Genomic DNA, 25,963 nt, shown 5'->3' with positions numbered 1-25,963 from the left:
ACCGGCGCGCCCGTCCCCATCTGTTCGGTGACGCGGAATGGAAGGAATGGGCATGAACCGGAAGTCGACACTCGCATCCTACATCCTCTGGCTTCTCTGTTTTGCCGGGATCTGCGGGCTGCACCGGTTCTATCTCGGCCGGCCATGGACCGGGTTGCTGTGGCTCCTGACCCTCGGTCTGCTCGGCATCGGGCAGATCATCGACCTCTTCCTGATCCCGGGCATGGTCCGCGAGGAAAACCTCGAAAGCCGCATCGACATGATGGAGCGCGAGCGGGGCCGCCTCTCGTAAGACGCTGGGGGCGGCGCAGATGCGCCGCCGTCCTGTCTGGGGTCAGTGCAGCAGCCTTGCGGGTTGCCAGCCGGCCGCAGCGAGATCCGCAACGGCTGGCGTGCGGTCGCTCAGCATGACCGCGTGCAGATCGGCCGTCGTATCGGCCTTGCCCCGACCCAGTGCCGCCACAACGCGGCCGGCGACGATGTAGAAGGCGGTATAGCTGCCCGCGTCGAGATCGCCCTCGATGTGAACGTCGTCGTAGGTCCGAGCGTTTCCGACATAGTGGATCGGGCCGTACTGGGCTGACCAGAAGAACGGCACGCCATCGAAGGCACCGGCTTCCCCGAGCATCGCGGCGGCGGCATGGCGGCCATGCTGCTCGGCGACCCGCCAATGCTCGATGCGCGTGCTGTAGTCCCGCCCCGCCAGCGGAAAGTTTGCCACGTCGCCGCCAGCAAACAGGCCTGCATCCACCGACAGATCGGCGGCGACATCGAGCCCGCCTGCAACGTCGTCGCCGAAGATCTCCAGGCGGGGCCTGGCGCCGACGGCGATGAGGACGATGTCGGCCGGAACTCGGGTGCCGTCGGCCAGATGAACCGTCTCGACCTTGCCGTGCTTCGCCTCCAGTTCGGAGACGACCGAATTGGCGCGCAGATCGACGCCTTTGGCCCGGTGCTGGGCTGCGATCTGGCCGGCCACCGCGTCCCCGAATTTCGAGGCGAAGGGCAGGGTCTCGCGGGAGATCACGGTGACGGTCTTGCCGTTCTGGACAAGCCCCGCGGCGATCTCCATGCCAATGAAGCCGGAGCCGATGATGACGACCCGGTTGGCGGCATCGACAGCGCCCTTGATCGCCCCGGCGTCGTCATGGCTGCGCAAAGTGAAGACGTTCGGCAGGCCGGCATTGTCGAGCGGGAGTGTGCCGGCACGGCTGCCCGGTGCGGCGAAGCATTTGTCGTAGACGAGACCCGAATTGACGCCGTCCTTGCCGCAGAACTGGATGGTGCGCGTGGCACGGTCGATCCGTTCGACGGGCTCGGTCATCCGTTCGACCCCGATCGCGTCGAGACCGTCGTCGCCAAGGAGCGGCAGGTCCGCGTCGGATTTCTTGCCCTGCATGTAGACCTTGGACAGATCGGTGCGGTCGTAGGGCGGTTCGCCTTCGTCGCCGAACAAGACGATACGGCCGTCGAAACCGCGGCGCACCAGTTCCTGGGCGCAGGCAACGCCGGCAGCCCCGGCACCCACGATGGCGAAGAGACGGTCACCGCCTGCCTTGCGCGCCGCGGGATCCACCTCGGGCCGATGGACGCCGGCGCCGTCGGGAATGTCGACATGGACCCGGCCTGAGGCGATCTCGGTGGTGAAATGGTTGAGGCAGCCCTGTCCCGGCGGCTCGATGTGGTCGCCGCTGGTCAGGTCGAAGATGGCGTGATGCCACGGGCAGATGACCCGGTTGCCAATGCGGGTCCCGTTCTTCAGCGGCGCGCCCTTGTGCGTGCAGATCGCGCCCGTGGCGTGAACCGTGTCGCCGTCGCGGATGAGCAGCACCTTCAGGCCGTCAATCTCGACTTCGGTCATGCCGGTTTCCGGCAGGTCGGCGAGTGCGCAGACGTCATGTTTCATGGAAATGCGGTCCCTTGGCCGGATCTGGAAGTCTTCCAGCCAACGGGGCGCAAGTGCGGACGTTCCGTCCGCGACCTCGGGCCGCGGCAGTGATCCGGCAAGCAAAAGGGGCGAGCGGTTCGGCCGCTCGCCCCTTTTGTCTGAAGAAAATTAGTTCTGCGATCAGGCGACGAGACCGCCCTGGCGGACCAGAACAGGCGAACCCGACGGAACGCGATCATACAGGTCGATGATGTCCTGGTTCATGAAGCGGATGCAGCCCGAAGAACCCGACGTGCCGATGGTCCAGTATTCCGGCGACCCGTGCAGGCGATACAGCGTGTCCTTGCCGTTCTGGAACAGATACAGCGCACGCGCCCCCAGAGGGTTGTCGATGCCCGGCTCCATGCCGTCGGCATATTGAGCCAGTTCCGGCTTGCGGGCGATCATCTCCTTCGGCGGCGTCCAGGTCGGCCACTTCTTCTTCCACTGGATCTTCGCCCGGCCCGACCAGCCAAAGCCTTCGCGACCAACGCCGACGCCATAACGCATGGCGCGGCCGCCGGGCTCGACGACATAGGCGAACTTGTTGGCGGTATCGACAACGACCGTGCCGGGCTTCTCGCCGGTGGGATCGGCGACTTCCTGCCGGTAGTAGATCGGATCGACGCGGCTCAGATCGATGGCCGGGATCCGGTAGCCTTCATCCACCACGGCGTCGTACATGGCGCGATACCGTGCGGGAGCGCCGCCCTGCGGGGCCGGGTAGGGGGCGACGGAGGCGATGCGCGCGCGCGAGCCGCTGGTGCAGCCAGCAGCAAGTGCAGTCGCGCCGATGCCGAAGCCCAGGAGCAGCCTGCGCCGCGAGAAATGTGCGGAATTTTCCATTGTGGTCCAGCCTTCGATTGTTCTTGGCGGGATCGGTAGACGCGCCCCGCTTTTTTGCATTTGCAGGCTAAACCTGCGGACTTCGGAGAGGTTCCGCAGCCATCACAGGTGTTTGACCAGGAAGGAAAACGCCGCTCAAACGAGTTTCGGCAAATCCCGCAGATCGGGCAGGACCCCGCTCGGCTGCAGGTCCAGATACTCGTCCGGTTCGCCGCCGCGGTTGATCCAGACCGTGTGGAAGCCGAAGGCGGTCGCGCCGGCGATGTCCCAACGGTTGGAGGACTGGAAGGAGACCGCATCCGGATAGAGCCGGAAGTGCGTCGTCACCAGATCGTACATGGCGGGCGCCGCCTTGTAGGTCCCGCAATCCTCGGCGGAAAAGACGATGTCGAAGACGTCATCGAGACCGGCGGAGCGAACGGCGCGCGCCAGCATGTCGCGGGAGCCATTGGACAGGATCGCCAGACGCGCGCCGCGGTCGCGCAGGGCACGCAACGTCGAGGGCACTTCCTCGAAGGTATCAAGGTCCCGGTAGGCTTCCAGGAGACGACCGCGCAGGGACGGATCGGCTGTCGGAACCTTCTGGAATGCGTAGTCGAGCGCGTCTTCCGTCAGATCCCAGAAATTGCGATGGGCGCCGCCCATCAGGCTGCGCACCCAGGAATATTCCAGCTGCTTGCGGCGCCAGATGTCCGCCAGCAGACGTCCGTCCTCGCCAATCTCGCCCGCCAGGCGAGCGACGGCGGCGCCGGTGTCGAACAGCGTGCCATAGGCGTCGAACACATAGACTGAATGCAAGGACGTCTCCCTCGGGTTGCCGGGCCCCGTTGGGTCATATGGGCAGGGTCTCGCGATTGAAAGGCCGAGAAGGCATCGCGATCGCATTCGCGGCTGCCTCGGCCCGGCGCGTGACGAGACGTTGCTGCTGCGCTATGGACGGGCAGGGGCCGCGCCGTGCCCCACGCTTCATGCAGAGCCAATCCGGAGCCGGCCATGCCGCAGGAATTTTCCCGTACCCGCACCTTCGTCGATGGCCAGTGGCACGACGGCAACCCCGGCCTGATCGGTCCGCGCAGCCACGCCATGTGGCTCGGGAGTTCGGTGTTCGACGGGGCGCGCTGGTTCGAAGGCGTCGCGCCGGATCTCGACCTTCATTGCGAGCGCGTCAACCGGTCGGCCGAGGCGCTTGGCCTGAAGGCGACGATGGCGGCCGACGAGATCGTCCGCCTCACCCACGAGGGCCTGCAGGATTTCGACGGCAAGACGGCGGTCTATATCCGGCCGATGTACTGGGCCGAGGACGGCGGCTACATGGGCGTTCCTGCCGATGCCGCGACCACGCGCTTCTGCCTGTGCCTCTACGAATCGCCGATGATCGCGTCCTCCGGTTTCACCCTCGGCGTGTCGCCGTTCCGCCGCCCGACACCGGAGACCATGCCGACGCTGGCGAAGGCCGGCTGCCTCTATCCGAACAACGGCCGGGCGATCATGGAGGCCAAGTCGCGCGGCTTCGACAATGCGCTGGTCCTCGACATGCTCGGCAATGTCGCCGAAACCGGCACGTCCAACCTCTTCATGGTCAAGGACGGCGTCGTCTTCACTCCGGTCCCGAATGGCTGCTTCCTGAACGGGATCACGCGCCAGCGCATCATTGCGCTGCTGCGCGAGGCCGGCCGCGAGGTGGTCGAAACGACCCTGACGGTCGCCCAGTTTCGCGACGCGGACGAGATATTCTCGACGGGCAATCATTCCAAGGTCGTGCCGGTCGTCGGCATCGAGGACCGGCCGATGCAGGCAGGCGCCGTCTATGCCGAGGCGCGCGAACTGTACTGGTCATTCGCCCGCAGGGCAGCGTAGGAAGGACTGGCCGAAAAACGGTGGCAAATGCGACCGTTGGCACTAGCTTCGTTCTCGCCGATTTTTGCGCGTGGCGGAAACACTCCCTGTGTTGAGCCGTTGCGCCCCTAACGACACCAACAGAAGGAGACGGACCATGGCTTTCACGCTTCCGGAGCTTCCCTACGCCTATGACGCGCTGGGACCCTACATGTCTGCCGAAACGCTCGAGTTTCATCACGACAAGCATCATCAGGCCTATGTGACCAAGGGCAACGAGCTGGCCGAGAAGGCCGGCATGGCCGATCTGTCGCTGGAGGAGGTCGTCAAGAAGTCCTACGGCACCGATCAGGCGCTCTTCAACAATGCCGGCCAGCACTACAACCACATCCATTTCTGGCAGTGGATGACGCCGAATGGTGGCGGCAAGAGCCTGCCGGGCAAGCTGCAGACCGCGTTCGACAGCGATCTCGGCGGCTACGACAAGTTCAAGGCCGATTTCGAGGCCGCCGGTGCCGGCCAGTTCGGTTCGGGCTGGGCCTGGGTTGCCGTCAAGAACGGCAAGCTCGAGATCATGAAGACGCCGAACGGCGAGAACCCGCTGGTTCACGGCGCCGTGCCGATCCTCGGCGTCGATGTGTGGGAGCATTCCTATTACATCGACTACCGCAACGCGCGCCCGAAGTACCTGTCGGCCTTCGTCGACAATCTGATCAACTGGGATCACGTGCTCGAATGCTACGAGAAGGCGACCGCCTGATCGCGGCCATCCTTACCGGTCGACCCTGACCGGTTTGCCCATGAAGGCCCTGCGGCATCCGTCGCGGGGCCTTTTTCATGTTGGCACCCCACGTGATCGTGAGCGCGACGACGAGTTTTCAAGATTGCACGGTTGCTGGATCTGGTTTCAACTTTCACCGCACCGGCTGTTCTGGCCGGAATACCGGGAGAGTTTACATGCTGCAGAGCAAACTCATCGTCGTCACTGCGGGTGTCGTCCTGTCCGCCGCAACCATGGTCCCCGCCTTCGCGCAGAATGTCGAACCTATCGAGGCCCGTCAGGCGCTGATGGAAGACAATGGCGACTCCGCCAAGGCCGGCGGCGCAATGCTCAAGGGTGAGGCTCCCTTCGATGCCGCGAAGGTCGCGGCGATCTTCACCGAGATGCACGACGTGGCGATGAAGTTCGGCGACTACTTTCCCGAGGACAGCAAGACCGGCAACGACACCGAAGCGGCGCCGGCGATCTGGGAAAAGCCGGATGAGTTCGAGGCAGCACTCGTCAAGTTCCAGGAGGACACCCAGGCTGCCATCGATGCCGCGCCGCAGGACATGGAGTCCTTCAAGCAGGCATTCGGCATGGTCACCCAGAACTGCAAGGGCTGCCACGAGGAATTCCGCATCGACAAGGACAAATAGGCGGATCGCGGCATGACGCCGACGCAGTCGCAATCGGGCGAGGCTGGCCGTTTGTGCGGCCGGCGGGATGATCCGGGATCGGTGCGATGCTCGACCGGATCCTGACGGGCCTCTTTCTCCTCGTCGTCCTGGGGGCGGGCGGTTTCTATCTCCTGACCATGCCGCAGCGCCTCAATGCCGCGACCTTGACGGGGGTCCCGGCCGGCGACGCCACGAAGGGCGAACGGCTCTTCTGGGCGGGTGGCTGCGCGTCGTGTCACGCGCCGGCCAAGGCGAAGGACGACGATCTTCTGAAACTCGGCGGCGGGGCACCGCTCGAGACCGATTTCGGCACGTTCTACGCACCGAACATCTCTCCCCATCCGGTCGACGGAATCGGGAGCTGGAGCTTTGCGGATTTCGCCAATGCGATGCAGCGGGGCGTCGATCCCGCCGGCCGGCATTTCTATCCAGCCTTCCCCTATACGTCCTACGTCAACATGCAGTTGGCCGATGTGGCCGATCTCTGGGCCTTCCTGCAAGGTCTGCCGGAGGTCGAGGGCAAGGCCCCGTCGAACGCGCTGACCTTCCCGTTCAATCTGCGCCGCGGGGTCGGGCTGTGGAAACTCGCCTTCCTCGGCAATGGCGAACCCGCAGTAAACCTGCCGGCGGATGCCCCGGCGCTGGCGCATGATGGGCAGTATCTCGTCGAGGGGCCGGGCCATTGCGGCCAGTGCCATACGCCGCGCAGTTTTGGCGGAGCCGGCGGGCTGGAACTGAAACAATGGCTGGCCGGCGCGCCCAGCCCGGAAGGCGAGGGGCGCGTGCCCAACATCACGCCGTCGCCGTCAGGGATCGGCGGCTGGTCGGCCAGCGACATCTCCTATTACCTGGAAAGCGGCTTCACCCCCGACTTCGATTCCGTCGGCGGCGCGATGGTTGACGTACAGGAGAACATGGCCCGACTGCCAGCCGAAGACCGCGAGGCGATTGCGGCCTATCTGAAGGCGATCCCCGCAGTACACAGGGATGCGGGGGCCGCCGAGGCATCGCCCTCGGATTAGGCCCAGTCTGCTGCCGTGCTGTCGGTGCCGGCCGCATTCGCTGATACCCAGGCATGGCGGGCGGCGCTGTCCCGCCCGCCATGCGCTCGTTCGGATCAGCCGGTGGTCAGCGTATCCTTGCCCATCAGCCGCAGCGCGAAGGCATCGACGAAGGCGACTTCCTCCAGCTTGGAGAAGCGGCCGGAAGCGCCGCCATGGCCGGAATCCATGTTGGTCCGCAAGATGACCGGGTTGTCGTCGGTCTTCATGTCGCGCAGGCGCGCGACCCATTTCGCCGGCTCCCAGTAGGTCACGCGCGGGTCGGTGAGCCCGGCAAGGACCAGCATCGGCGGATAGGCCTGCTTCTTCACATTGTCGTATGGGCTGTAGGACGCGATCACCTCGTAGTCCTCGCCGGACAGGATGGGGTTGCCCCATTCGGGCCATTCCGGCGGGGTCAGGGGCAGGGTGTCGTCGAGCATGGTGTTGAGCACGTCGACGAAGGGCACGACGGCGATGATGCCGCCGAACTTTTCCGGTGCCATGTTGGCGACGGCGCCCATGAGCATGCCGCCGGCCGAACCGCCATGGGCAACGATGCATTCGTAGCGCGTGTAGTTCTGCGCCACGAGATGGTCGGCACAGGCGATGAAGTCGGTGAAGGTGTTGGCCTTGTTGCGCCGACGGCCGGCATCGTACCAGGCAAAGCCCTTGTCCTTGCCGCCGCGGATATGGGCGATGGCATAGACGAAACCGCGATCGACCAGCGACAGCGCGTTGGCGTTGAACGAGGCGGGGATCGCGATGCCGTAGGAGCCGTACCCGTAGAGAAGGCACGGCGCCGAGCCGTCGAGCGGCGTATCCTTGCGGTAGAGCAGCGAGATCGGCACCAGTTCGCCGTCCTTCGCCGGCGCCATGATGCGCCGGGTCACGTAGTCCGCCGGCTCATGGCCGGAGGGGACTTCCTGCGTCTTCAAGAGCGTGCGCTCGCGTGTGGCGAGATCGTAATCGAAGGTCTGGCTCGGCGTCGTCGGCGAGGAATAGCTGAAGCGGATCGTGTCCGTGTCGAATTCGTAGGAGCCGGCAAGGCCCAGCGAATAGGCTTCCTCCTCGAACGCGATGGCGTGCTCCTCGCCATCCGAGAGGCGCTTGACGACGATCCGGGGCAGACCGTCCCTGCGCTCCAGCCAGACGAGGTGGCGCTTCAGGATCATGTGGTTGAGGATCAGCCGGCCGCTCTCATGCGGGACATAGTCCGTCCAGTCGGAGCGTTTGGCCGCGTCGGTCGGCGCGGTGACGATCTTGAAGTCCGGCGCGCCGTCGGCATTGGTGCGGATGTAGAGGCAGCCGCCACCCTCGTCGACGTCGTATTCGACGCCGGTCTCGCGTTCGGCCACGAGCCGCGGCTCGGCTGCGGGGTTGTTTGCCGGCAGCAGCCAGCATTCGGACGTCTCGTGGTCATGAATGTCGATGAGCATGAAATCGCCGGACTGGGTCTTGTCGACATCCATGAAGAAGCCGGTGTCGGTCTCCTCGTAGATCAGGCGGTCATCGTGCGGATTGCTGCCGAGGCGATGGTAGAAGACCCGGCTCGGGCGGTGATTGCTGTCGAGACGCGTGTAGAAGAAGCCGTCGGAACGCGCCGACCAGGCGGCGCCGCCGCTGGTGTCCTCGATCGTGTAGTCGAGATCCTTTCCGTTCTCGAGGTCGCGGATCGAAAGGGTGTAGAACTCCGAGCCCTTGTCGTCATGCGTCCAGGCGAGCCAGCGATGGTCGGTGGAATGGGCAATGCCGCCGAGCGAGAAATAGGCGCGATCGGCGGCCTCCACCTGTCCGTCCAGAAGCACGGCCTCCTCGTCGTCACCGCCGTCCCGCGGGCGGCGAACGAAGCGGGGATATTCCGCACCGGTCACATAGGAGATGCCGTAGGCCCAAGGTCCGTCAGGTGCCGGAACGGAGGAATCATCCTCCTTGATCCGGCCGCGCATCTCCTTGACCAGCGCCTCGCGCAGTTCCGTGGTGCCGGCCATGACGGCTTCCTGGTAGGCGTTCTCCGCAACCAGATGATCGCGAATCTGCGGGTCGAGCACCGCCGTGTCCTTGAACACGTCCTGCCAGTTTGGCGCGCGCAGCCATGCGTATTCGTCCGAACGTTCACGCCCGTGGCGGATGTCGGTCACCGGACGGCGTTCGGCCTGGGGCGGTGCGGGGATGTGCGGCGGTGTCTTGGTGTCGGTCATCGAGCCTGTCTTGCTGACGTCTCTGGGAAGGGCGGACAATATCGCGGATGCTGCACCGATAGGGGTGCGGAACGTCGTGGGGAGGACAATTGGGAAAGAGCCCCATTCACTGGCAGGTACACCTCGTCCTGCGCCGGGCTATCCCCAGCATTTCGTCCGCGTTCGCGGCGCCTCATGCCGAAGGCCGCGGTTACGCATCCAACTATGCACCGGGGTGGGATGCCGCAACCCGCCGCCCGCAATCATCGATGAACGCTCGTCCCATCAAAACTTGGTCAGACACGTTGCCTTGCCGCAGCGAACTTGGCTTCGTATGAGGGGGCAATGATGCGACGCGTGTGCTTCGCTATCGATGGAAACGGGGAGCGAAGCAGCGCATGACGGGGATCGAGGCCAACAGCGGATTTCTCGCGCTCGCTCTGCCATTTCTCGCTGCGGCCCTGGCACCCATCCTCACCCGCTTCCTGAAGCAGCATTCGTGCTGGGTGCTGGCATTGGCACCGGCCTTTGCGTTCCTCATCTTCCTCGGCGCGCTGCCGGAAGTGGCGGGCGGGAACGTGTTTCTCTTCGGCCTCGACTGGATCCCGTCCTTCGACGTCCGGTTCTCGTTCCGGCTGGATGGCCTGTCCTCGACCTTCGCTCTGCTGATCACCGGCATCGGCACGCTGATCATCCTGTATTCCGGCGGCTACCTTGCCGGGCATCGGGATCAGGGACGCTTCCTGTCCTTCATGCTGATGTTCATGGGCGCCATGCTCGGGCTCGTCATGTCCGACGACCTGATGACGCTGATCGTCTATTGGGAACTTACCTCGATCACCTCCTTCCTGCTCATCGGCTTCGACCATGAGCGGGGCGCTGCGCGGCGCGGCGCGATCCAGGCACTGGTGATCACCGGTGGCGGCGGTCTGGCGCTGATGGCGGGGCTGATCGCGATCCGGGAGCTGACGGGGCTGACCTCGCTCAGCGACGTTCTCGCGGCCGGTGACGCGCTGCGCCAAAGCAGATTCTACGTTCCGATCCTGATTCTCGTTCTGGCGGGCGCCTTCACCAAATCTGCTCAGATGCCGTTCCATGTCTGGTTGCCGAACGCGATGGAAGCGCCGACGCCGGTCTCGGCCTATCTGCATTCGGCCACGATGGTGAAGGCCGGCGTCTATCTCCTGCTGCGCCTGCATCCGGCGCTCGGCGACACCGCGCTCTGGACGACGATCCTGCCGCTGTTCGGCGCGGTGACGCTGGTGGTGGGCGCGCTTCTCGCCGTGCGGGCGACGGACATCAAGATCACCCTGGCCTATACGACGGTCGCATCGCTCGGCCTTCTGGTGATGCTGATTGGTGTGGGAACCGAAACGGCGATCATCGGCGCGGTGCTCTATCTGATCGCTCATTCGCTGTTCAAGGGCGGCCTGTTCATGGTCGCCGGATCGGTGGACCACGGCGCTCACACCCGCGAGATCGATCATTTGGGCGGCCTCGGCAGGGCGATGCCGATCACCTTTGCGGCCGCGCTGCTCTGCGCGCTGTCCATGGGCGGCATCACGCCCTTCGTCGGTTTCCTCGCCAAGGAGGAAATCTATCATGCGCTGGAGTATGGCGATCCGTATCATATCGCCCTGATCTGCGCGGCGATCGCCGGCAATGCGCTGATGTTCGCGGCGGCCTTCATTGTGGCTCTGAAGCCCTTTATCGGCCGCATGCCGGAGACCATCCATCATCCGCATGAGGGTGCGCCGACCATCTGGCTCGGGCCTCTCGTCCTCGGTGTGTGCGGCCTCGTCGGCGGGCTGTTCTACGGCGCCTATCACGCGTTCTTCTCGTCGCCGATGGCGTCGGCGGCCGTCGGTGAGCCGGTGGCGATCGAGATCGGCTGGATGCCGCATCTGAACCTCGCCTTCGCCCTGTCGATGGCGACCATCGCGCTGGGCGTGGTGATCTATCTCCTGTCGGAACGGCTGCGCGCCGGGCTGACCGCATTGCTCGCTGCGATCGGTTGGGGTCCCGATCACGGCTTTGATCAGGCGATGCGCGGGCTGATCCGCGGTGCCTTTGCGATCACGAACCTCCTGCAGTCCGGCCGGCTCGACTATTACATGACCGCGACCGTCGCGGTGATGACCGCAGCGCTGTTCGGAGCGATGGCCTATACGGGCGGTTGGCCGGCGATGCCTGAATTCCCGCAGGTCACCTATTACGAGTGGATCGTCCTGGCGCTGCTCCTGTGCGGTCTCTTCGCCGTGGTCGTCGCCAAGAACCGGCTGACGGCGATCGTCTCGCTGGGTATCCAGGGCTTTGCCGTCGCCCTCATCTTCATGCTGATGGGCGCGCCGGACCTGTCCTTCACCCAGTTCATGGTCGAAACCTTGTCGGTGGTGATCCTCGCCCTCGCGATCACCCGGTTGAAGCTGTCGCCGACCGATCATCGCCCGACCCGCGAGAAGCTGCCGGATGCGGCGTTGGCGGCGGCGGCCGGCGCGGGCTTCGGCCTGTTCCTGCTGGCAGTCGTTCAACGGCCGTTCGATTCCGTCCTCTCGGACTTCTTCGAACGCTACAGCTACGCCATCGCCCATGGCCGCAACATCGTGAACGTCATCCTCGTCGACTTCCGCGGCATCGATACGATGGGTGAGATTGCCGTGGTGATGACCACCGGTCTGGGCGTTCTCGCGCTGATCCGTGTCCGGGTGAAGCGCCGTAATCCGCGACCCGCCGATCCGATGGAGGTGACGCCATGAGAACGGTCATCTTCCGTTTCACCGCGCCGTATCTGACCAGCCTGATGGTCCTTTTCTCGATCTTCGTGCTGTTGCGCGGCCATAACGAGCCCGGCGGCGGCTTCATCGGCGGCCTGATCGCCGCATCGGCCTTTGCGATCTACGGCATCGCCTGTGGCGTCGCGCCGGTGCGGCGAGCTGTCTATTTCCATCCCATGGCGATCGCCGGCAGCGGGCTGATGCTCGCTGTCCTGTCCGGTGTCGTGTCCATGGTCGTGAGCGTCGAGTTCCTCACCGGCGTCTGGAGTTTTCCGGCATTCCTCGGCGGTGACGTCGGAATCTCGACGCCGCTGTTCTTCGACATCGGCGTCTATCTCGTCGTCGTCGGTGCGATCAGTACGATCGGGCTCGCCCTCGAGGAAAGGGAGACGGACTGATGGAGACTGCACTCGCCGTCGTCGTCGGCTGTATCTTTGCCGTCGCCTTCTACCTGCTCCTGTCCAAGCACATCATCCGCATGCTGCTGGGCGTCGTACTGCTCGGCAATGCGGTCAATCTCCTGATCTTCACAGCCGGTCGTCTCGGGCCGATCGCGCCGCCGATCATCCCCACCGATCTGGTTACGCCGGACGGGCCGATCGCCAATCCCTTGCCGCAAGCACTGATTCTGACCGCGATCGTGATCTCGTTTTCCTTCTTCGCTTTCCTGCTGGTGCTGACCTATCGCGCCTATCAGGACCTTGGCACCGACGACACCGACCAGATGCGCATCGCAGAACCCGAGGACCAGGGGCTTCCGCCCCTGGGATACTGACATGGCGACGACAGGCACCGCGGATACGGGCGGATATAGCGAACTGGCGGCACTGAAGGCCGAGGCGATGACGACCGGCCCCGTTGCCGCGTCGGACTATCTCATCGTGCTGCCGGTGGTGATCTGCTTCATTTTCGGGGCAGGGCTCCTGATGATGCGCAAGCGCACGGGGCGCCAGCCCTGGGTTGCTATCCCCGGCCTCGCATTGCTGTTCGCCGTGGATCTCGCGCTTCTCGCCAAGGTCGCGACCGAGGGAACGCAGACCATGATGATGGGCGGCTGGAAGCCGCCCTTCGGCATCGCCTTCACGGTCGATCTGATGGGGGCGTTGTTTGTTGCCGTAACCGGTTTCGTGGCGCTGGCCTGCGGCATTTATGCCGTCGCCTCCATCTCCCCGACCGAGCGGCGCTATGGTTTTTACCCGTTCTTGTTCCTGATGATCGGCGGTGTCTCCGGTGCCTTCCTGACCGGCGACATCTTCAACCTCTATGTTTGGCTCGAGGTGCTGCTGATCGGGTCGTTCGGGCTCCTGATCCTGGGCTCAGAGCACGAGCAGCTCGACGGCGCGACCAAGTACTGCTTCCTGAACCTCGTCGGCACGACGCTGTTCCTGATCACCACCGCTTATCTCTACGGTGTGTTCGGCACGCTCAACATGGCCGACATCGCGGCGAAGGCCGCGACAATGGAGGGTGACAGCGCCGTCACCATCATCGCCGTCATGTATCTTGTCGCCTTCGCGCTGAAGGCGGCGGCCTTCCCGCTGAACGCCTGGCTGCCGGCCTCCTATCATACGCCGCGCTTCGTCGTGTCGGCGCTGTTCGCGGGCCTGCTGACCAAGGTCGGCGTCTACGGCATCATGCGCGTCCTGATGATGCTGTTTCCGCCCGAGCATCAGGTGCTGGTGCCGCTGATCGCCTGGATCGCCGGTCTGACGATGCTTCTGGGTGCGCTCGGCGCGCTGGCACAGACCGATCTCCGCCGGCTTCTGAACTACATGGTGATCGCGGGTATCGGCACGATTCTTGCCGGTCTCGCCGTGCCGCAGGTCGCGTCCGTGATGGTCGCGCAAGCCGACGCTGGCGCTGCCATGGCCGCAACCGCCGCCGTAGCGCCCGCGGCCCAGACGGGTCTTGCCGGAGCGATCTACTACGCGCTGCATTCCATCGTCGTGATGACGGCGCTGTATCTGGCGGCGGGCGTCGCGGCGCGTCTGAACGGCTCCTCGTCACTGGCCGAGATGGGCGGACTATGGCGCCGCTATCCGTTGCTGGCCGCTCTCATGCTGGTGTTCCTGTTCGGCGTCTCGGGCCTGCCGCCCTTCTCGGGGTTCTGGCCCAAGGTTGCGCTGGTTCGCGCGACGATCCTCGCCGATCTGCCTTGGCTTGCGGCGACCATTCTGGTGTCGGGCTTCCTGCTGACCATCGCCAGTGCCCGGGTCTTCGCCCTGGCTTTCTGGCGGCCGCTGCCGGCAATGAGCGCAGCAGGTAGCGATGCCGAAGCCGGTCAGATCGAGAGGGAGCAATTCCAGGCGCCGGGACCGGACAAGCCGTTGTCGCTCATTCCGCTGCTGGCGCTGGCCGCGTTCGTGGTTGCCGCCGGTGTATGGCCCGAATGGCTGGCGAACCTGACCAGTGCGGCGGCGGCAGGCGTCCTTGATCCGGCAGCGTATCTGCAATCGGTGTTCGGAGGCGCGTCGTGAGGCTTTCGCTCTTCAACCTTGTTCTGGCGCTGATCTGGGTCATCGTCTCCGGGTCATTCACGCTGATCAATCTTCTGTTCGGCTTCGCGCTCGGTGCGGCCGCGCTCTACCTCATCCGCGAACAGGTCGGCACGGTCGGTTATATTGGCCGCGCGCGGCGGATCTTCGCGTTGTTCCTGCTGTTCCTCGTCGAGCTCATCAAGTCGGCCTGGCGTGTGGCGGTCCTGGTGCTGAAGCCGCACATGGATCTGAAACCCGGGATCTTCGCCTATCCGCTGAAGGTGGAGAGCGATTTCGAGATCACCCTGCTGGCCAACCTCATCACCCTGACGCCGGGCACGCTGTCGGTCGACGTGTCCGAGGATCGTTCGACCCTGTATGTCCACGCCATCGACTGTTCTGATCCCGAAGCTGCCCGCGCGGATATCGCCACCGGGTTCGAGGCCAAGATCCTGGAGGCGTTCCGATGAGCCTTCATGATTTCGCTGTGGGCCTCTTCGCGATCTCCGTGGATGTCGCGCTGGTGCTCTTGGGCCTCGCTTTCCTCTTCACCGTCATCCGCATCATGGTCGGGCCGACGCTGCCGGACCGGGTGCTCGGCCTCGACATGCTGACCAGTGTCGCCATCGGCTTCATCGCCGTCATCGGCATCGACACGGGCTTCACGCTCTATGTCGATATCGCGATCGCGCTCGGCCTCGTCGGCTTCCTGGCAACGGTAGCCTTCGCCCGGTTCATCCAGGCACGCGGAAAGACCGAGGAAGAACGCTTCGAGGCATTGCCGCTCCGCGATCCGCAATCGCGTCACGTCGAGCCGCTCGAGGAAGGGAAGACGAAATGATCGCCGACCTCGTCCTCATCGTCTCCGCGCTCCTGATGCTGGCGGGAGCCGCCTTTGCCGCCATTGCGGCGCTGGGCATCCTGCGGCTGCCGGACCTCTACACCCGCATGCATTCGGCCTCGAAGGCCGGATCGGTCGGATCGGGCATGCTGCTGATCGCACTCGCCCTGACGGCGGATTCGACGCCGGTGGCGCTTCGGGCGCTCGCTGCGGTCGCGTTCTTCCTGCTCACAGCACCGCTGTCCGCCCACCTTCTCGCCAAGGCGTCCTATGCGGTCGGTTATCAGCTCTGGCCGCAGTCGGTGCTCGACGAAATGCCGCCGGTTCAACCGACGACGAAAGCGTCCCAGACGCCTCATCCGACCGTTCCTGCCGACCGGAACGGCGGGCCGGCCTGATAGGTCGGTTCCAAGGGAGTCCCCATGATCGCACTCTTCGTCGGCTTCGCCGGCCTCTTCGGAGCAGCAGGCGTCGCAGGGGCTGCCGTGGCAGCGCATGGCGGTGGCAACGCACAGCTGGCTGCAACTGCCGCGGCGATTGCCCTGGTTCACGCGCCATCGCTTCTCGGCCTCGCCGCGTTCGTTTCCAGAATGCCGCGGCTCGCTCCCTTGGCCGGCCTCTTGATCATTGCCGGAACGCTTCTGTTTTCGGGTGATCTGGCGGCGCGGATCGCCTGGGGCGGGCGACTGTTCGCCAACGCCGCGCCCATCGGCGGGACGTTGCTGATCGCCGGTTGGCTCCTGGTCGGCGCCGCCGGGATCGGGCTCGCCATACGCCGCCCCAAATCGTAGCCGGCGAACCGGGCGCGGGTCGCAGCGCCGTTCACCTGCCGCAGTTCACATCATGGAGAGGTTCATGACAAACGGGTTCGACCAAGCGCTCTTCGCCGGCCAGACGGTCGTCGTCACGGGGGCAGGGCGGGGGATCGGCGCGGCAGTCGCCCGGGCGTTTCTTGCGACGGGTGCGGCAGTTGTCGCCCATGTCGGCCGCACCGTGGAGCATGCGGAGAATGACCTTCTCGCGGACCTGCCCGACGCGCATCGCGCGCGGCTGACGGTGCTCACGGGGGACTTGGCGCAGCCGGACGGTGGCGAGACGCTCGCGCGTGCCATCCTCGCGGAGACCGGTGAACGCATCGATGTTCTCGTCAACAATGCGGGCACTATGGGCGGCCGGGTTGCTGCCGGCGAGGTCACGCAGGCCCAGTACGATCAGGTCGTCGATCTGAACGTCCGCTCGGTCGTCACCCTCACGACCGCGCTGCTGCCCGCGCTGAAGGCGGCCAAAGGGGCGTCCATCGTCAACACGTCATCGATCTCAGCGACGATCGGTGGAAGTGCCGGTTCCTCGCTCTATTCGGCGTCGAAGGCGTTCATCTCGACCTGGACGCGTGCGCTCGCCCGCGAACTCGCGCCTGACCACATTCGCGTCAACGCGGTGTCGCCTGGCACCATCATGACCGACTTCCACCGTCGCTACTCGACCCAGGAAAAGCTCGATCCGACGGCCGCCTCGATCCCGCTGAAGCGGCTCGGCACTGCCGAGGACTGCGCGCCGGCCTATCTGTTTCTCGCCAGTCCCATCCTGTCCGGATATGTGACCGGACAGGTGATCGAGGTGAATGGCGGCCAGTTCATGGGCTGAGGCCTGCAGAGGCGGGCACCTCTCGCGACAGGGGCGAGCCTTTGCTGACTATTGTCCGACGATCTCGCGGGTGGAATCGAAGACGATGTCCTTGTTGCGGTCCTGGATGTAGCGCAGGTCCCATTCGTCGCGGCACAGATAGACCGGCCGCTCGTCGCGATCGCGCGCGACATGGGTGACGTTGTCCTTGACGAAGGCCTGCAGCGTCGCCTCGTTCTCGCAGCGGATCCAGCGCGCCACGTTGAACGGCACCGGCTCGAAGCTGACATCCGCCTTGTATTCCCCGGCGATGCGGGAGGCGAGCACGTCCAGCTGCAGGGGGCCGACGACGCCGACGATCCAGTCGGAGCCGATCGACGAGCGGAAGACCTGCACGAGACCTTCTTCGGCCAGGTCCTCAAGGCCCCGGCGAAGCTGCTTCAGCTTCATCGAATCTTCCAGCCGGACGCGGCGGAGCACTTCCGGTGCGAAGGCGGGAAGCCCCGTGAACCGGAAGTTCTCGCCTTCGGTCAGCGTGTCGCCCACCCGCAGCGTTCCGTGGTTGGGAATGCCGATGACGTCGCCGGCGAAAGCTTCTTCCGTCAGCGCGCGTTCCTGGGCGAAGAAGTAGATCGGGTTGGACACGGCCAGCTGCTTGGCCGAGCGGACATGGTCCAGCTTCATGCCGCGCTTGAAGTGGCCCGAACAGAACCGCACGAAGGCGACGCGGTCGCGGTGCTTGGGGTCCATGTTCGCCTGCACCTTGAAGACGAAGCCGGAGACCTTGTCGCCCTCCGGGGCAATGGGCCCCTTGTCGGAAGGCTGCGGCCGCGGTGCCGGAGCATGCGCGGCGATCAGGTCCATCAGGCGGTCGACGGCAAAGTTCTGCAGCGCGCTGCCGAAGACCACCGGGGTCAGATGCCCCTGGCGATAGGCGACGGGGTCGAAATCGGCATAGCCCTCGGCCGCGAGCTCCGCCGCATCGCGGAAGCCGGCATAGGTGTCGGGGTGCATCACCATGGCGAGACCGGGATCGTCCAGGCCGCCCTCGAAATGCACCGTCTTGTCGCTGCCGGCGACGAGAAAGTCATTGGCGGCGAGATCGTAGCAGCCCTTGAACAAGCCGCCCTGGCCGACCGGCCAGACCACCGGCGCGACGGTGAGGGCGAGCTGCTCCTCGATCTCGTCGAGCAGTTCGAAGGGGTCGAGGCCTTCGCGGTCGATCTTGTTGATGAAGGTGACGATCGGAATGTCGCGCAGGCGGCAGATCTCGAACAGCTTGCGCGTCTGCGCCTCGATGCCCTTGGCCGCGTCGATCACCATGATCGCGCTGTCGACGGCGGTCAGCGTCCGGTAGGTATCCTCGGAAAAGTCGCTGTGGCCGGGGGTGTCGAGCAGGTTGAAGGTGATGCCATGCTTCTCGAAGGTCATGACCGACGAGGTGACCGAGATGCCGCGGTTCTTCTCGATGTCCATCCAGTCGGACTTGGCGCGCCGGCCGTTGCCCTTCGAGCGGACGGCACCGGCCATCTCGATGGCGCCGCCGGCCAGAAGCAGCTTCTCGGTCAGCGTCGTCTTGCCGGCGTCCGGATGCGAGATGATGGCGAAGGTGCGCCGGGTCGTATGATCGGATCGCGTGGCCGAAGCATTGGCACGGGTCGGTAGGGTATCGGCGGTCGCGCTCACGAGAAACTTCTCCAGATCGAAATGGTGTTGCCGCGCCATGCGGCGGCGGGGCCGAACGCCGGTTGGCGGTCAGTCGCGTCGGGACGCCGGATCGCCGTTCGGTTCTGCCCGCGGAACGTCGCCGGTGGCGCGCTCCTGCAACTGCATGCCGCCAGATAGTCGCTTTCGGTGCAAATTGCACGCCCCACTACCATATAGGACGCAGGCGTATCCCAGCTCCGCTGTCGCTCGTTCTGAGGTCTGCCGGCTAGGTGGTGTAAGTGGTGCGTTCGGGGGCGGCCAGTCGCTCCGCACAAACACGACGGAATGATCGGGCTTGTTGCTACCCGGGACTGAGAACGACCCGGTACCCGTGTCGCGTTGTGCTGTTGCCGCAACGGGAGTTGTGCTGATTGCCCCAGATGTCTTGAAACGGACACGGATGGCTGCCTACATGAGACCTGATCAGGGCCAATCGGGACTCTGGTCCGCGCCCGTGGAAAGGGAAATTGACACTGAGACCTGCGGCTGAAACGAAGGACGTCTTCGAGACCTCTCCTTCTGACGCGCCCGCCACCGATGCTACGGTTGGCCGGTCCGCAATCGAACTCGTCACCTCGAGTCTGGAAGATTCGAAGGGCGAAGACATCGTCTCCATCGACATGCAGGGCAAGTCCGCACTGGCCGATCACATGGTGATCGTCTCCGGCCGGTCGAACCGTCATGTCAGCGCCGTCGCCGGCAACCTCCTTCGCGACCTCAAGCAGCAAGGCTTCGGGTCTGAAATGAAGGTGGAAGGCCTGCAGAACGGCGACTGGGTACTGATCGATACGGGCGACATCATCGTCCATATCTTCCGTCCCGAAGTCCGCAGCTTCTACAATATCGAGAAGATGTGGACGGTCGGCGACGCCGGAGATTCGACGGTACACTAGAGCCCTGCGCGTCCCCCGAAGGGGACGCCGCAGTTTCTGGACCGCGGCGGCGAGGCTGCCCGAGGCCAGAACATAACGATGAGCAGGCTTCGGCCGAGAAGGAGCTCGGGCGATGCGGCTGTCCATTGCGGCCATCGGGCGGATGAAAGCCGGTCCCGAGCGTGAGCTTGCGGATCGCTATCTCGATCGGCTCAAGAAAACGGGCGGCGCGCTGGGGCTGGATTATGCCGGCCTTTCCGAATTTCCCGAATCGCGTCTGTCCACAACATCCGAGCGCAAGCGCGACGAGGCGGCGCGGCTGACCGCGCCCCTGGCGGAGACGAGTGTGCGGATCGTCCTCGACGAAAGGGGGCGAACGCTCTCGTCGGAAGAGTTCGCAGCAGCATTGGCCGATTTTCGCGATGCCGGACGGCGCGATGCTGCGGTCCTCATCGGCGGTCCCGACGGCCATGACGAAACACTCCGATCATCGGCCGATCTGACGCTGTCGCTCGGCCGCCTGACCTATCCCCATCAGATCGCGCGGATTCTCATCGCCGAGCAGCTTTACCGCGCGGCGACCATCCTGGCGGGCCATCCCTACCACCGGAGCTGATCTTCGGGGCAGGAGGGGCACGAGAGATGCGGTCCGGGGGGCTTCAACCGGAGCTGCCGGGAGGTGCGAGCCAAGGTTGTAGATATGCCCGCACGGTGGCGTTCGCAGCCTGCTCGTCCGACGATGGTTGATTGCTTGTTAACGGCCTGATTCTATCCTCCAAATCAGCTATGACATCCCTGCGATTTGCACGGGAAAGGGCGGTCTTGATCAACGGGCGGACAGGCGGCGGCGGACGCAGATACCGGCGGTGGCGCATCACCGCTGCCCTGCTGTGCGCCATGACTGCGCTGCATCCGCTGCCATCCTTGGCTCTGTCGGAAGATGGCGCAGCCTCGCCGGATCGTTCGGACCTCGATCCAATGGCGGTCGGCTCGGTCGAACCGGCGAGTTCCGACGTCCTGGAACGTCAGCGACGCCAGACTGCCGCCGACCTCGTCGCCCTGTCGCAAAGCATCGAACTGTCGGAAGAGACCATCAGGTCGCTGGATGCGGAGATCGCCGCGCTGTCCGAGGATCAGGGTCGTGTTCGCGCCGCCATGATTTCGGCCGCCGAGGCCCAGAAGGGTATCAGCCGGGAGATTGCGGCGACGGAAGAGCGCGTTGACAGGCTGGCAACCGAGGAGGGGACGATCAAGGCGTCGCTGCGCGAGCGCCGCGGTCTTCTGGCACAGGTTCTGGCGGCGCTCGAAAGAATGGGACGCAAGCCGCCCCCCGCGCTGCTGGTGAAACCGAACGACGCGCTCGGCTCTGTCCGCAGCGCCATTCTGCTGGGTGCGGTCGTCCCGGCCATCCACGAGCAGACCACCGCCCTGGTCGCTGATCTGGAGCGGCTGGCATCCGTCCGGGCCGAGATCTCCGCGGAGAAGCAGCGCTTCGCCGAACAGCTCACGCGCTATCGGAAGGAAGAGCAGCGGCTGGAACGGCTGATCGCCGAAAAGCAGCGGCTGGAAGCGGCCAATCGCGACCGTCGCGCAGCCGAAGCAGCGCGTGCCGCCGATCTCGCGGCGAAGGCAACCGATCTCAAGGACCTGATCGCCTCGTTGCAGGCCGATGTCGAACAGGCGAGGGCGAGCGAAGCGGCGGAAGCGGAACGTCGCGCTGCGGAGGTAAAAGCGCGCGAACTGGCACGTGTCGCAGCCGAGGCCGAGGCCCGCAGCCAGGCGAACCGGCTAGAGGCCGAACGGCTGGAACGCGAGCAGGACGTCATCGAAACGCGGCGAACGGCGCGCATCGGCGCGGATGGCGATCCTGAGGCATTAGTGACTGCACAGGCGGATGTGCCGCTTCCTGGCGACGACGCGCCGCAGGACGGTCCTGCACTCGCATCTGCCGAGACGTCGTCCGATCCTGCCGCAGAGACAGACGCCGAAGAGGCGGTCGAGGTCGCCGCGCTTGATACGTCTGCGGACAAGGTCGCCCGGCCGTCGTCCGCGGGACGCTACGATATTGCGTCACTTCGCCGTCAGGCGCCGCGACTTGCGCCATCCGCCGCATTTTCGACAATGAAAAAACGATTGTCGAGGCCGGTAGCTGGCAAGCAGCTCATCGGATTCGGGGAGAAGGACGACATCGGCCGCGAAACCACCGGAGCATCATTCGCTGCCCGCGCGCAGGACGTCGTCACCGCCCCCGCAGACGCGAATGTGCTCTACGCCGGACCCTTCCGTTCCTACGGGCAACTATTGATCCTTGATGCGGGCGACGGCTATCATGTGGTCTTGGCCGGAATGGCCCGGATCGATGTGGAACCGGGCTCGTTCGTGTCGGCCGGGGAACCTGTCGCGACGATGGGGGCCAAGCGCCTGGCGAGTATTGCAGTTGCCGAATTCGGCGTCTCGGAGCCCGCGCTCTACGTCGAGTTCCGAAAGGACGGAAAGCCGGTGGATCCGTCACCTTGGTGGATCGACCAACCCTCTGGAAGGACGAGGAATGATTCGTAAGCTCTCGATACTCTTTGCCGGGGCGCTGATGGGGGCAACGGCAATGACCGTGGTCGGTCAGAACGCCGGTGCCGCGAATGCTGCAGGTTCCGACACCTATCGGCAGCTCGCGATCTTCGGCGACGTGTTCGAACGGGTTCGCGCCCAGTATGTCGATGAACCGGACGACCAGAAGCTGGTCGAGACGGCGATCAATGGCATGCTGACGTCGCTCGATCCGCATTCGAGCTACATGAACGCCGAGCAGGCCGCCGACATGCGGACCGAGACCCGTGGCCAGTTCGGTGGCCTGGGTATCGAAGTCACCATGGAAGACGAACTGGTCAAGGTCGTTTCTCCCTTCGACGGTACGCCTGCCGACAAGGCCGGCATCCTGGCCGGCGACCTCATCGCCGAGATCGACGGCGAGCAGGTTCGCGGACTGACGCTCGGCGAAGCGGTCGACCGGATGAAGGGCGACATCGGCACCAGCGTCGATCTGGTCATCATCCGGGAAGGCGCGAACAAGCCGGTACGCCTGACCGTGACGCGCGACGAGATCAAGGTGCCGTCGGTGCGCCACTCGGTGAAGGGCGACATCGGCTACATCAAGCTGATGAAGTTCAACGAGCAGACGACGGTCGGCCTGGAAGAGTCCATTGCCGACATCGAGGAGAAGATCGGCGCCGACAAGGTGAAGGGCTACATCCTCGACATGCGTCGTAATCCGGGTGGCCTTCTGGACGAAGCCGTCTCGGTGTCCGACGCGTTCCTCGGCAAGGGCGAGATCGTGTCGACCCGCGGTCGCAACGCTGATGAGACCCGGCGCTACAACGCGCGCTCGGGCGACGAGATCGACGGCAAGCCGCTCGTCGTCCTGGTCAATGGCGGTTCGGCGTCGGCCTCGGAGATCGTCGCGGGTGCCCTGCAGGACCAGCGCCGTGCAACGATCGTCGGCTCGCGTTCCTTCGGCAAGGGCTCCGTGCAGACGATCATCCCGCTTGGCGCCAATGGTGCGCTGCGGCTGACGACGGCGCTCTACTACACGCCGTCCGGCCGCTCGATCCAGGGGCGCGGCATCGATCCGGACATCACCGTCGAGCAGCCGCTGCCGCCGGAAATCCGTGAGCAGATGGGTCTCGATGCCGAGGACGACCTGACGCGGGGCGAATCTTCCCTGCGCGGTCACATCACCGGCAACGAGGAGACCGACGAGGGCTCCGGTTCGCTCGACTACGTGCCGCCGGAGGAAGAGGACGATCTGCAGCTGCAGTATGCCCTCGATCTTCTCAACGGTGTGAAATCGAACGCGATGTTCCCGCCCAAGCAGGAAGCCAACGCGGCCAACTGATCCGGTCGCTGCTCCAGCGATCCGACGAAATGCAGGCCCGGTCGTCCCTGGACGGCCGGGCTTTCTGCTATCTATCGCCTGATGGTGTGCAGTCCCTGCTACGTCCCGCGAGCCCCGTTCCAGCTTGGCTCGCTAAACGAGATCCATGCGCGGTCCCCTCTATCAGCCTCTCGGTCTCGACCTCGACGACGGCGTGATCCGGCGGCGCCGGCTGTCGGCCGCGACCATCGGGTTCGCCTGCGCGGCAACGACGATCATTGCCGGCTCCACCGCCATCGCCCTGTTCGGCCAACCCCAACCGCGGATGGTGGACCGGTTTGACGTCGCTGCGTCCTCTGAACCTCCCCCGACCGTTGTTGCTGCGAGCCCGGCGCCTGTCGTGCGCGAACAGCTCCCTGTGGTGATTTCCGGGTCGGATACCGCACCGCCGCCGCGTGGCGGTGTCGGCTTTCGCGTCGAGGATCCGCAGTCGCTACGTCAGAACCCCAGTACCGCCCACATGCCCGATGATGCGCTCATCGAAGACAGCGCCTACGGGCCGCTGCCCGCGCGCGCGCCGGACGGGCGGCGCCCCTACGATGTCTACGCCGGCGCTTGGAGCGGGAAGCCTGGAACGCGCATTGCCATCGTCGTGGGTGGGCTAGGCATAAGCCAGACCGGCACAATGAACGCCATCGGGTCGCTGCCGCCCGGAGTGACATTCGGCTTTTCGCCATCCGGCAACAGTCTCGATCGCTGGATGCAGGAGGCGCGTCGCAGCGGCCATGAGCTGGTTCTGCAGGTGCCAATGGAGCCTGTCGGCTATCCGCAGGTCGATCCGGGCGAGGACACGCTCACCGTCGGCGATGCCGCTGCCGGCGATCTGAGCGCGCTTCACGCCTCTCTCGCGACCATCACCAACTATGTCGGCATCATGAACTACATGGGTGGGCGCTTCGTCGCCGAGCCCGCCGCCATGGAGCCGTTGATCGCCGAACTCGGCCGTCGCGGCCTGATGTTCTTCGACGACGCGTCGTCCCTGCGTTCGGTGGCCGCCGACACCGCGCAACTGCAGAGCGTGCCCGCGGCGGTGTCGGACCTGTCGATCGACCGATCACAGGATCCGGCGGATATCCGCAGTCAGCTCGACACGCTGGAGCGGATCGCACGCGCCGAAGGGACCGCGATCGGGGTCGCGTCGGCCTTCGATGTCAGTGTCGCCACCATTGCGAAGTGGATCGGGGAGGCGCGCGGACGCGGCATCGAGATCGTGCCCCTGTCGGCCCTTGCCAACGATCCCGAGCGTCGCTGACACGCCAATCGACGGCGTGCGGTAAGCGGCACTCACGGGGTCGTCGCGCGGATCGGCGGCACTCCCCTTGTTCGCATGGCACCCTGCCCGATAATCGCAGGGGAGGGGAGCGATGGCTCCCGCCAAACGAACACTGGTGAACGATGAAGCCTATCGAATTCGAGAACCTGCCCTACCGACCCTGCGTCGGGATCATGGTGCTGAACAAGGAAGGGCTCGTCTGGGTTGGCCGGCGGTTGATCGAGGACCAGGGCGAGATGTCCGGCGCGTCGCAACTGTGGCAGATGCCCCAGGGGGGCATCGACAAGGACGAGGAGCCCCTGCCAGCGGCGAAACGCGAACTCTTCGAGGAAACCGGCATGCGATCGGTTTCACTGCTCCATGAGGCTCCGGACTGGATCGACTACGATCTGCCGCCCCAGCTCGTGGGCGTCGCGTTCAAGGGGCGCTATCGCGGCCAGACCCAGCGCTGGTTCGCATTCCGCTTCGAAGGCGACGAGAGCGAGATCTCCATCAATCCGCCGCCTGATGGGCATGCCGCCGAGTTCGACGACTGGGCCTGGAAGCCGGCGAGCGAGGTCTTCGACCTCATCGTTCCCTTCAAGCGCGAGGTTTACGGCCGCGTCTTCGAGGCGTTCCGCGATTTCACCGCCTGAACCGCAGGTGTGACTGGCGCCGGTGGAAAGCGCGGGGCCGACACGCCATAAAAAAGGCCGGCTGAGAGCCGGCCTTTTTCGATCTATCGGTCGGCGCTGTCAGACGCCGGCGGCTGTCCGGGCTTCGCGAAGCTGGGCGAGGGAATGCTGTGCCTTGGCCTTCGCCTCCGGGGTCGCGGCGTCGGCGACATCCTCTTCCGCGTCGCGGATCTGGCCGTCGAGCTCGGCACTGTCGAGCTGATCGACCGGGGTCGCACGCTCGGCCAGCAGGGTGAAGCCATTCTCGTTGACGTCGGCAAAGCCGCCGAGAACGAAGATCCGCTGTTCCGCGCCGCCTTCGAGGGTCGCAACGACGACACCCGGCTTCAACGTCGTCATGACCGGCGCATGATGCGCCATGACCGTGAAATAGCCTTCGGCGCCGGGCACGTTGACCGCCGTCACTGCTTCCGACAGGAGCAGCTGCTCGGGAGAGACGAGTTCGAACTGGAAGCTGTCAGCCATCTGTCGCTTGCCTGTCTGGCTCCGCACCGACAATGGCCACAGAGCACTTCATGGAATGGG

General features: G+C 65.1%; 26 protein-coding genes. 20 read left to right on the top strand and 6 right to left on the bottom strand.

What is annotated here, in order from left to right; translation table 11 throughout:
* Window positions 1-52 precede the first annotated feature (52 nt).
* Window positions 53-292, top strand: a complete 240-nt coding sequence (locus H9Q09_RS06040; protein ID WP_155898361.1) for a TM2 domain-containing protein — start codon at window positions 53-55, stop codon at window positions 290-292.
* Window positions 293-334: 42 nt separating this feature from the next.
* Here the strand turns inward: H9Q09_RS06040 and H9Q09_RS06035 are convergent, their stop codons facing one another.
* The 3 genes from H9Q09_RS06035 to H9Q09_RS06025 all read right to left on the bottom strand — a co-directional run bounded on the left by H9Q09_RS06035 (window position 335) and on the right by H9Q09_RS06025 (window position 3,571).
* Window positions 335-1,906: an FAD-dependent oxidoreductase gene (locus tag H9Q09_RS06035; protein ID WP_246716026.1), complete on the bottom strand. Its 1,572-nt coding sequence runs from the start codon at window positions 1,904-1,906 to the stop codon at window positions 335-337.
* A gap of 162 nt (window positions 1,907-2,068) precedes the next feature.
* Window positions 2,069-2,773, bottom strand: coding sequence for a L,D-transpeptidase (locus H9Q09_RS06030; protein WP_024348994.1), 705 nt, complete (start codon window positions 2,771-2,773; stop codon window positions 2,069-2,071).
* Window positions 2,774-2,908: 135 nt separating this feature from the next.
* Window positions 2,909-3,571, bottom strand: a complete 663-nt coding sequence (locus tag H9Q09_RS06025) for a haloacid dehalogenase type II (RefSeq protein WP_187390302.1) — start codon at window positions 3,569-3,571, stop codon at window positions 2,909-2,911.
* Between the two features lie 195 nt (window positions 3,572-3,766).
* Between H9Q09_RS06025 and H9Q09_RS06020 the strand changes: the two genes are divergently transcribed.
* From H9Q09_RS06020 to H9Q09_RS06005, 4 genes are all read left to right on the top strand, one after another.
* Window positions 3,767-4,630: a branched-chain amino acid aminotransferase gene (locus H9Q09_RS06020; RefSeq protein WP_187390301.1), complete on the top strand. Its 864-nt coding sequence runs from the start codon at window positions 3,767-3,769 to the stop codon at window positions 4,628-4,630.
* Window positions 4,631-4,766: 136 nt separating this feature from the next.
* Entirely contained in the window at window positions 4,767-5,369 is a 603-nt protein-coding gene (locus H9Q09_RS06015) for a superoxide dismutase (protein ID WP_024348991.1), read from the top strand.
* Between the two features lie 77 nt (window positions 5,370-5,446).
* Window positions 5,447-6,028: a cytochrome c gene (locus H9Q09_RS06010; RefSeq protein ID WP_210315235.1), complete on the top strand. Its 582-nt coding sequence runs from the start codon at window positions 5,447-5,449 to the stop codon at window positions 6,026-6,028.
* Window positions 6,029-6,114: 86 nt separating this feature from the next.
* Window positions 6,115-7,071 carry a cytochrome c gene (locus H9Q09_RS06005; protein ID WP_187390300.1) on the top strand — a complete coding sequence of 319 codons (957 nt, stop codon included), beginning with the start codon at window positions 6,115-6,117 and terminating at the stop codon, window positions 7,069-7,071.
* A gap of 95 nt (window positions 7,072-7,166) precedes the next feature.
* On the opposite strand, the gene H9Q09_RS06000 is transcribed toward H9Q09_RS06005, so the two are convergent.
* Window positions 7,167-9,290, bottom strand: a complete 2,124-nt coding sequence (locus H9Q09_RS06000) for a S9 family peptidase (protein ID WP_187390299.1) — start codon at window positions 9,288-9,290, stop codon at window positions 7,167-7,169.
* A 377-nt stretch (window positions 9,291-9,667) separates the two neighbouring features.
* Here H9Q09_RS06000 and H9Q09_RS05995 point away from each other — a divergent pair, with 377 nt between their 5' ends.
* From H9Q09_RS05995 to H9Q09_RS05955, 9 genes are all read left to right on the top strand, one after another.
* Window positions 9,668-12,025, top strand: coding sequence for a putative monovalent cation/H+ antiporter subunit A (locus H9Q09_RS05995; protein WP_187390298.1), 2,358 nt, complete (start codon window positions 9,668-9,670; stop codon window positions 12,023-12,025).
* Window positions 12,022-12,441: a Na(+)/H(+) antiporter subunit B gene (locus tag H9Q09_RS05990; protein WP_187390297.1), complete on the top strand. Its 420-nt coding sequence runs from the start codon at window positions 12,022-12,024 to the stop codon at window positions 12,439-12,441. The genes H9Q09_RS05995 and H9Q09_RS05990 overlap by 4 nt, the downstream gene beginning before the upstream one ends.
* Window positions 12,441-12,818, top strand: a complete 378-nt coding sequence (locus H9Q09_RS05985) for a Na+/H+ antiporter subunit C (protein WP_187390296.1) — start codon at window positions 12,441-12,443, stop codon at window positions 12,816-12,818. Before H9Q09_RS05990 ends, H9Q09_RS05985 begins: the two co-directional genes overlap by 1 nt.
* Before the next feature lies 1 nt (window position 12,819).
* Window positions 12,820-14,520 (top strand): proton-conducting transporter membrane subunit, encoded by a 1,701-nt coding sequence (locus H9Q09_RS05980; RefSeq protein WP_187390295.1) that lies wholly within the window; start codon window positions 12,820-12,822, stop codon window positions 14,518-14,520.
* Complete coding sequence (locus H9Q09_RS05975; RefSeq protein WP_187390294.1) at window positions 14,517-14,990, top strand: Na+/H+ antiporter subunit E; 474 nt, start codon at window positions 14,517-14,519, stop codon at window positions 14,988-14,990. Before H9Q09_RS05980 ends, H9Q09_RS05975 begins: the two co-directional genes overlap by 4 nt.
* Window positions 14,987-15,361 carry a cation:proton antiporter gene (locus H9Q09_RS05970; protein ID WP_187390293.1) on the top strand — a complete coding sequence of 125 codons (375 nt, stop codon included), beginning with the start codon at window positions 14,987-14,989 and terminating at the stop codon, window positions 15,359-15,361. The genes H9Q09_RS05975 and H9Q09_RS05970 overlap by 4 nt, the downstream gene beginning before the upstream one ends.
* On the top strand, window positions 15,358-15,759 hold the full coding sequence (gene mnhG, locus H9Q09_RS05965; protein ID WP_187390292.1) for a monovalent cation/H(+) antiporter subunit G: 402 nt from the start codon (window positions 15,358-15,360) through the stop codon (window positions 15,757-15,759). Before H9Q09_RS05970 ends, mnhG begins: the two co-directional genes overlap by 4 nt.
* Window positions 15,760-15,783: 24 nt before the next feature.
* A complete protein-coding gene (locus H9Q09_RS05960; RefSeq protein ID WP_187390291.1) occupies window positions 15,784-16,152 on the top strand; it encodes a DUF423 domain-containing protein in 369 nt (122 codons plus the stop codon).
* A gap of 64 nt (window positions 16,153-16,216) precedes the next feature.
* Window positions 16,217-17,005, top strand: a complete 789-nt coding sequence (locus H9Q09_RS05955; protein WP_187390467.1) for an SDR family oxidoreductase — start codon at window positions 16,217-16,219, stop codon at window positions 17,003-17,005.
* A 48-nt stretch (window positions 17,006-17,053) separates the two neighbouring features.
* Here H9Q09_RS05955 and H9Q09_RS05950 read toward each other — a convergent pair whose 3' ends face one another.
* On the bottom strand, window positions 17,054-18,709 hold the full coding sequence (locus H9Q09_RS05950; protein WP_210315234.1) for a peptide chain release factor 3: 1,656 nt from the start codon (window positions 18,707-18,709) through the stop codon (window positions 17,054-17,056).
* 449 nt (window positions 18,710-19,158) lie between these two features.
* Here H9Q09_RS05950 and rsfS point away from each other — a divergent pair, with 449 nt between their 5' ends.
* The 6 genes from rsfS to H9Q09_RS05920 all read left to right on the top strand — a co-directional run bounded on the left by rsfS (window position 19,159) and on the right by H9Q09_RS05920 (window position 25,399).
* Window positions 19,159-19,584 (top strand): ribosome silencing factor, encoded by a 426-nt coding sequence (rsfS, locus tag H9Q09_RS05945; RefSeq protein ID WP_009208606.1) that lies wholly within the window; start codon window positions 19,159-19,161, stop codon window positions 19,582-19,584.
* A gap of 112 nt (window positions 19,585-19,696) precedes the next feature.
* The gene (rlmH, locus tag H9Q09_RS05940; protein ID WP_187390289.1) at window positions 19,697-20,179 is read left to right on the top strand and encodes a 23S rRNA (pseudouridine(1915)-N(3))-methyltransferase RlmH; all 483 of its coding nucleotides are present in this window, start codon (window positions 19,697-19,699) and stop codon (window positions 20,177-20,179) included.
* Window positions 20,180-20,385: 206 nt separating this feature from the next.
* Window positions 20,386-22,122 carry a peptidoglycan DD-metalloendopeptidase family protein gene (locus tag H9Q09_RS05935; protein ID WP_187390288.1) on the top strand — a complete coding sequence of 579 codons (1,737 nt, stop codon included), beginning with the start codon at window positions 20,386-20,388 and terminating at the stop codon, window positions 22,120-22,122.
* A complete protein-coding gene (locus H9Q09_RS05930) occupies window positions 22,112-23,452 on the top strand; it encodes a S41 family peptidase (RefSeq protein ID WP_024348976.1) in 1,341 nt (446 codons plus the stop codon). Before H9Q09_RS05935 ends, H9Q09_RS05930 begins: the two co-directional genes overlap by 11 nt.
* 193 nt (window positions 23,453-23,645) lie before the next feature.
* The gene (locus H9Q09_RS05925; protein WP_348646277.1) at window positions 23,646-24,743 is read left to right on the top strand and encodes a divergent polysaccharide deacetylase family protein; all 1,098 of its coding nucleotides are present in this window, start codon (window positions 23,646-23,648) and stop codon (window positions 24,741-24,743) included.
* 143 nt (window positions 24,744-24,886) lie between these two features.
* The gene (locus tag H9Q09_RS05920) at window positions 24,887-25,399 is read left to right on the top strand and encodes an RNA pyrophosphohydrolase (protein WP_187390286.1); all 513 of its coding nucleotides are present in this window, start codon (window positions 24,887-24,889) and stop codon (window positions 25,397-25,399) included.
* 99 nt (window positions 25,400-25,498) lie between these two features.
* Here H9Q09_RS05920 and H9Q09_RS05915 read toward each other — a convergent pair whose 3' ends face one another.
* A complete protein-coding gene (locus tag H9Q09_RS05915; protein ID WP_187390285.1) occupies window positions 25,499-25,903 on the bottom strand; it encodes a F0F1 ATP synthase subunit epsilon in 405 nt (134 codons plus the stop codon).
* Window positions 25,904-25,963: the final 60 nt, after the last annotated feature.

Source organism: Aurantimonas sp. DM33-3, from assembly GCF_014334315.1.
Lineage (GTDB): Bacteria > Pseudomonadota > Alphaproteobacteria > Rhizobiales > Rhizobiaceae > Aurantimonas > Aurantimonas coralicida.
Note: the sequence above shows the minus strand (reverse complement) of the source record. Positions and strands in the feature narration are given on the sequence as shown.

Bases quoted from the DNA above. Each gene is read 5' to 3' on its own strand.
- H9Q09_RS06040 (WP_155898361.1), top strand. From the start codon at position 53: ATGAACCGGAAGTCGACACTCGCATCCTACATCCTCTGGCTTCTCTGT.
- H9Q09_RS06035 (WP_246716026.1), bottom strand. From the start codon at position 1,906: ATGAAACATGACGTCTGCGCACTCGCCGACCTGCCGGAAACCGGCATG.
- H9Q09_RS06030 (WP_024348994.1), bottom strand. From the start codon at position 2,773: ATGGAAAATTCCGCACATTTCTCGCGGCGCAGGCTGCTCCTGGGCTTC.
- H9Q09_RS06020 (WP_187390301.1), top strand. From the start codon at position 3,767: ATGCCGCAGGAATTTTCCCGTACCCGCACCTTCGTCGATGGCCAGTGG.
- H9Q09_RS06015 (WP_024348991.1), top strand. From the start codon at position 4,767: ATGGCTTTCACGCTTCCGGAGCTTCCCTACGCCTATGACGCGCTGGGA.
- H9Q09_RS06010 (WP_210315235.1), top strand. From the start codon at position 5,447: ATGTTGGCACCCCACGTGATCGTGAGCGCGACGACGAGTTTTCAAGAT.
- H9Q09_RS06005 (WP_187390300.1), top strand. From the start codon at position 6,115: ATGCTCGACCGGATCCTGACGGGCCTCTTTCTCCTCGTCGTCCTGGGG.
- H9Q09_RS06000 (WP_187390299.1), bottom strand. From the start codon at position 9,290: ATGACCGACACCAAGACACCGCCGCACATCCCCGCACCGCCCCAGGCC.
- H9Q09_RS05995 (WP_187390298.1), top strand. From the start codon at position 9,668: ATGACGGGGATCGAGGCCAACAGCGGATTTCTCGCGCTCGCTCTGCCA.
- H9Q09_RS05990 (WP_187390297.1), top strand. From the start codon at position 12,022: ATGAGAACGGTCATCTTCCGTTTCACCGCGCCGTATCTGACCAGCCTG.
- H9Q09_RS05985 (WP_187390296.1), top strand. From the start codon at position 12,441: ATGGAGACTGCACTCGCCGTCGTCGTCGGCTGTATCTTTGCCGTCGCC.
- H9Q09_RS05980 (WP_187390295.1), top strand. From the start codon at position 12,820: ATGGCGACGACAGGCACCGCGGATACGGGCGGATATAGCGAACTGGCG.
- H9Q09_RS05970 (WP_187390293.1), top strand. From the start codon at position 14,987: ATGAGCCTTCATGATTTCGCTGTGGGCCTCTTCGCGATCTCCGTGGAT.
- mnhG (WP_187390292.1), top strand. From the start codon at position 15,358: ATGATCGCCGACCTCGTCCTCATCGTCTCCGCGCTCCTGATGCTGGCG.
- H9Q09_RS05960 (WP_187390291.1), top strand. From the start codon at position 15,784: ATGATCGCACTCTTCGTCGGCTTCGCCGGCCTCTTCGGAGCAGCAGGC.
- H9Q09_RS05955 (WP_187390467.1), top strand. From the start codon at position 16,217: ATGACAAACGGGTTCGACCAAGCGCTCTTCGCCGGCCAGACGGTCGTC.
- H9Q09_RS05950 (WP_210315234.1), bottom strand. From the start codon at position 18,709: ATGGCGCGGCAACACCATTTCGATCTGGAGAAGTTTCTCGTGAGCGCG.
- rlmH (WP_187390289.1), top strand. From the start codon at position 19,697: ATGCGGCTGTCCATTGCGGCCATCGGGCGGATGAAAGCCGGTCCCGAG.
- H9Q09_RS05930 (WP_024348976.1), top strand. From the start codon at position 22,112: ATGATTCGTAAGCTCTCGATACTCTTTGCCGGGGCGCTGATGGGGGCA.
- H9Q09_RS05920 (WP_187390286.1), top strand. From the start codon at position 24,887: ATGAAGCCTATCGAATTCGAGAACCTGCCCTACCGACCCTGCGTCGGG.
- H9Q09_RS05915 (WP_187390285.1), bottom strand. From the start codon at position 25,903: ATGGCTGACAGCTTCCAGTTCGAACTCGTCTCTCCCGAGCAGCTGCTC.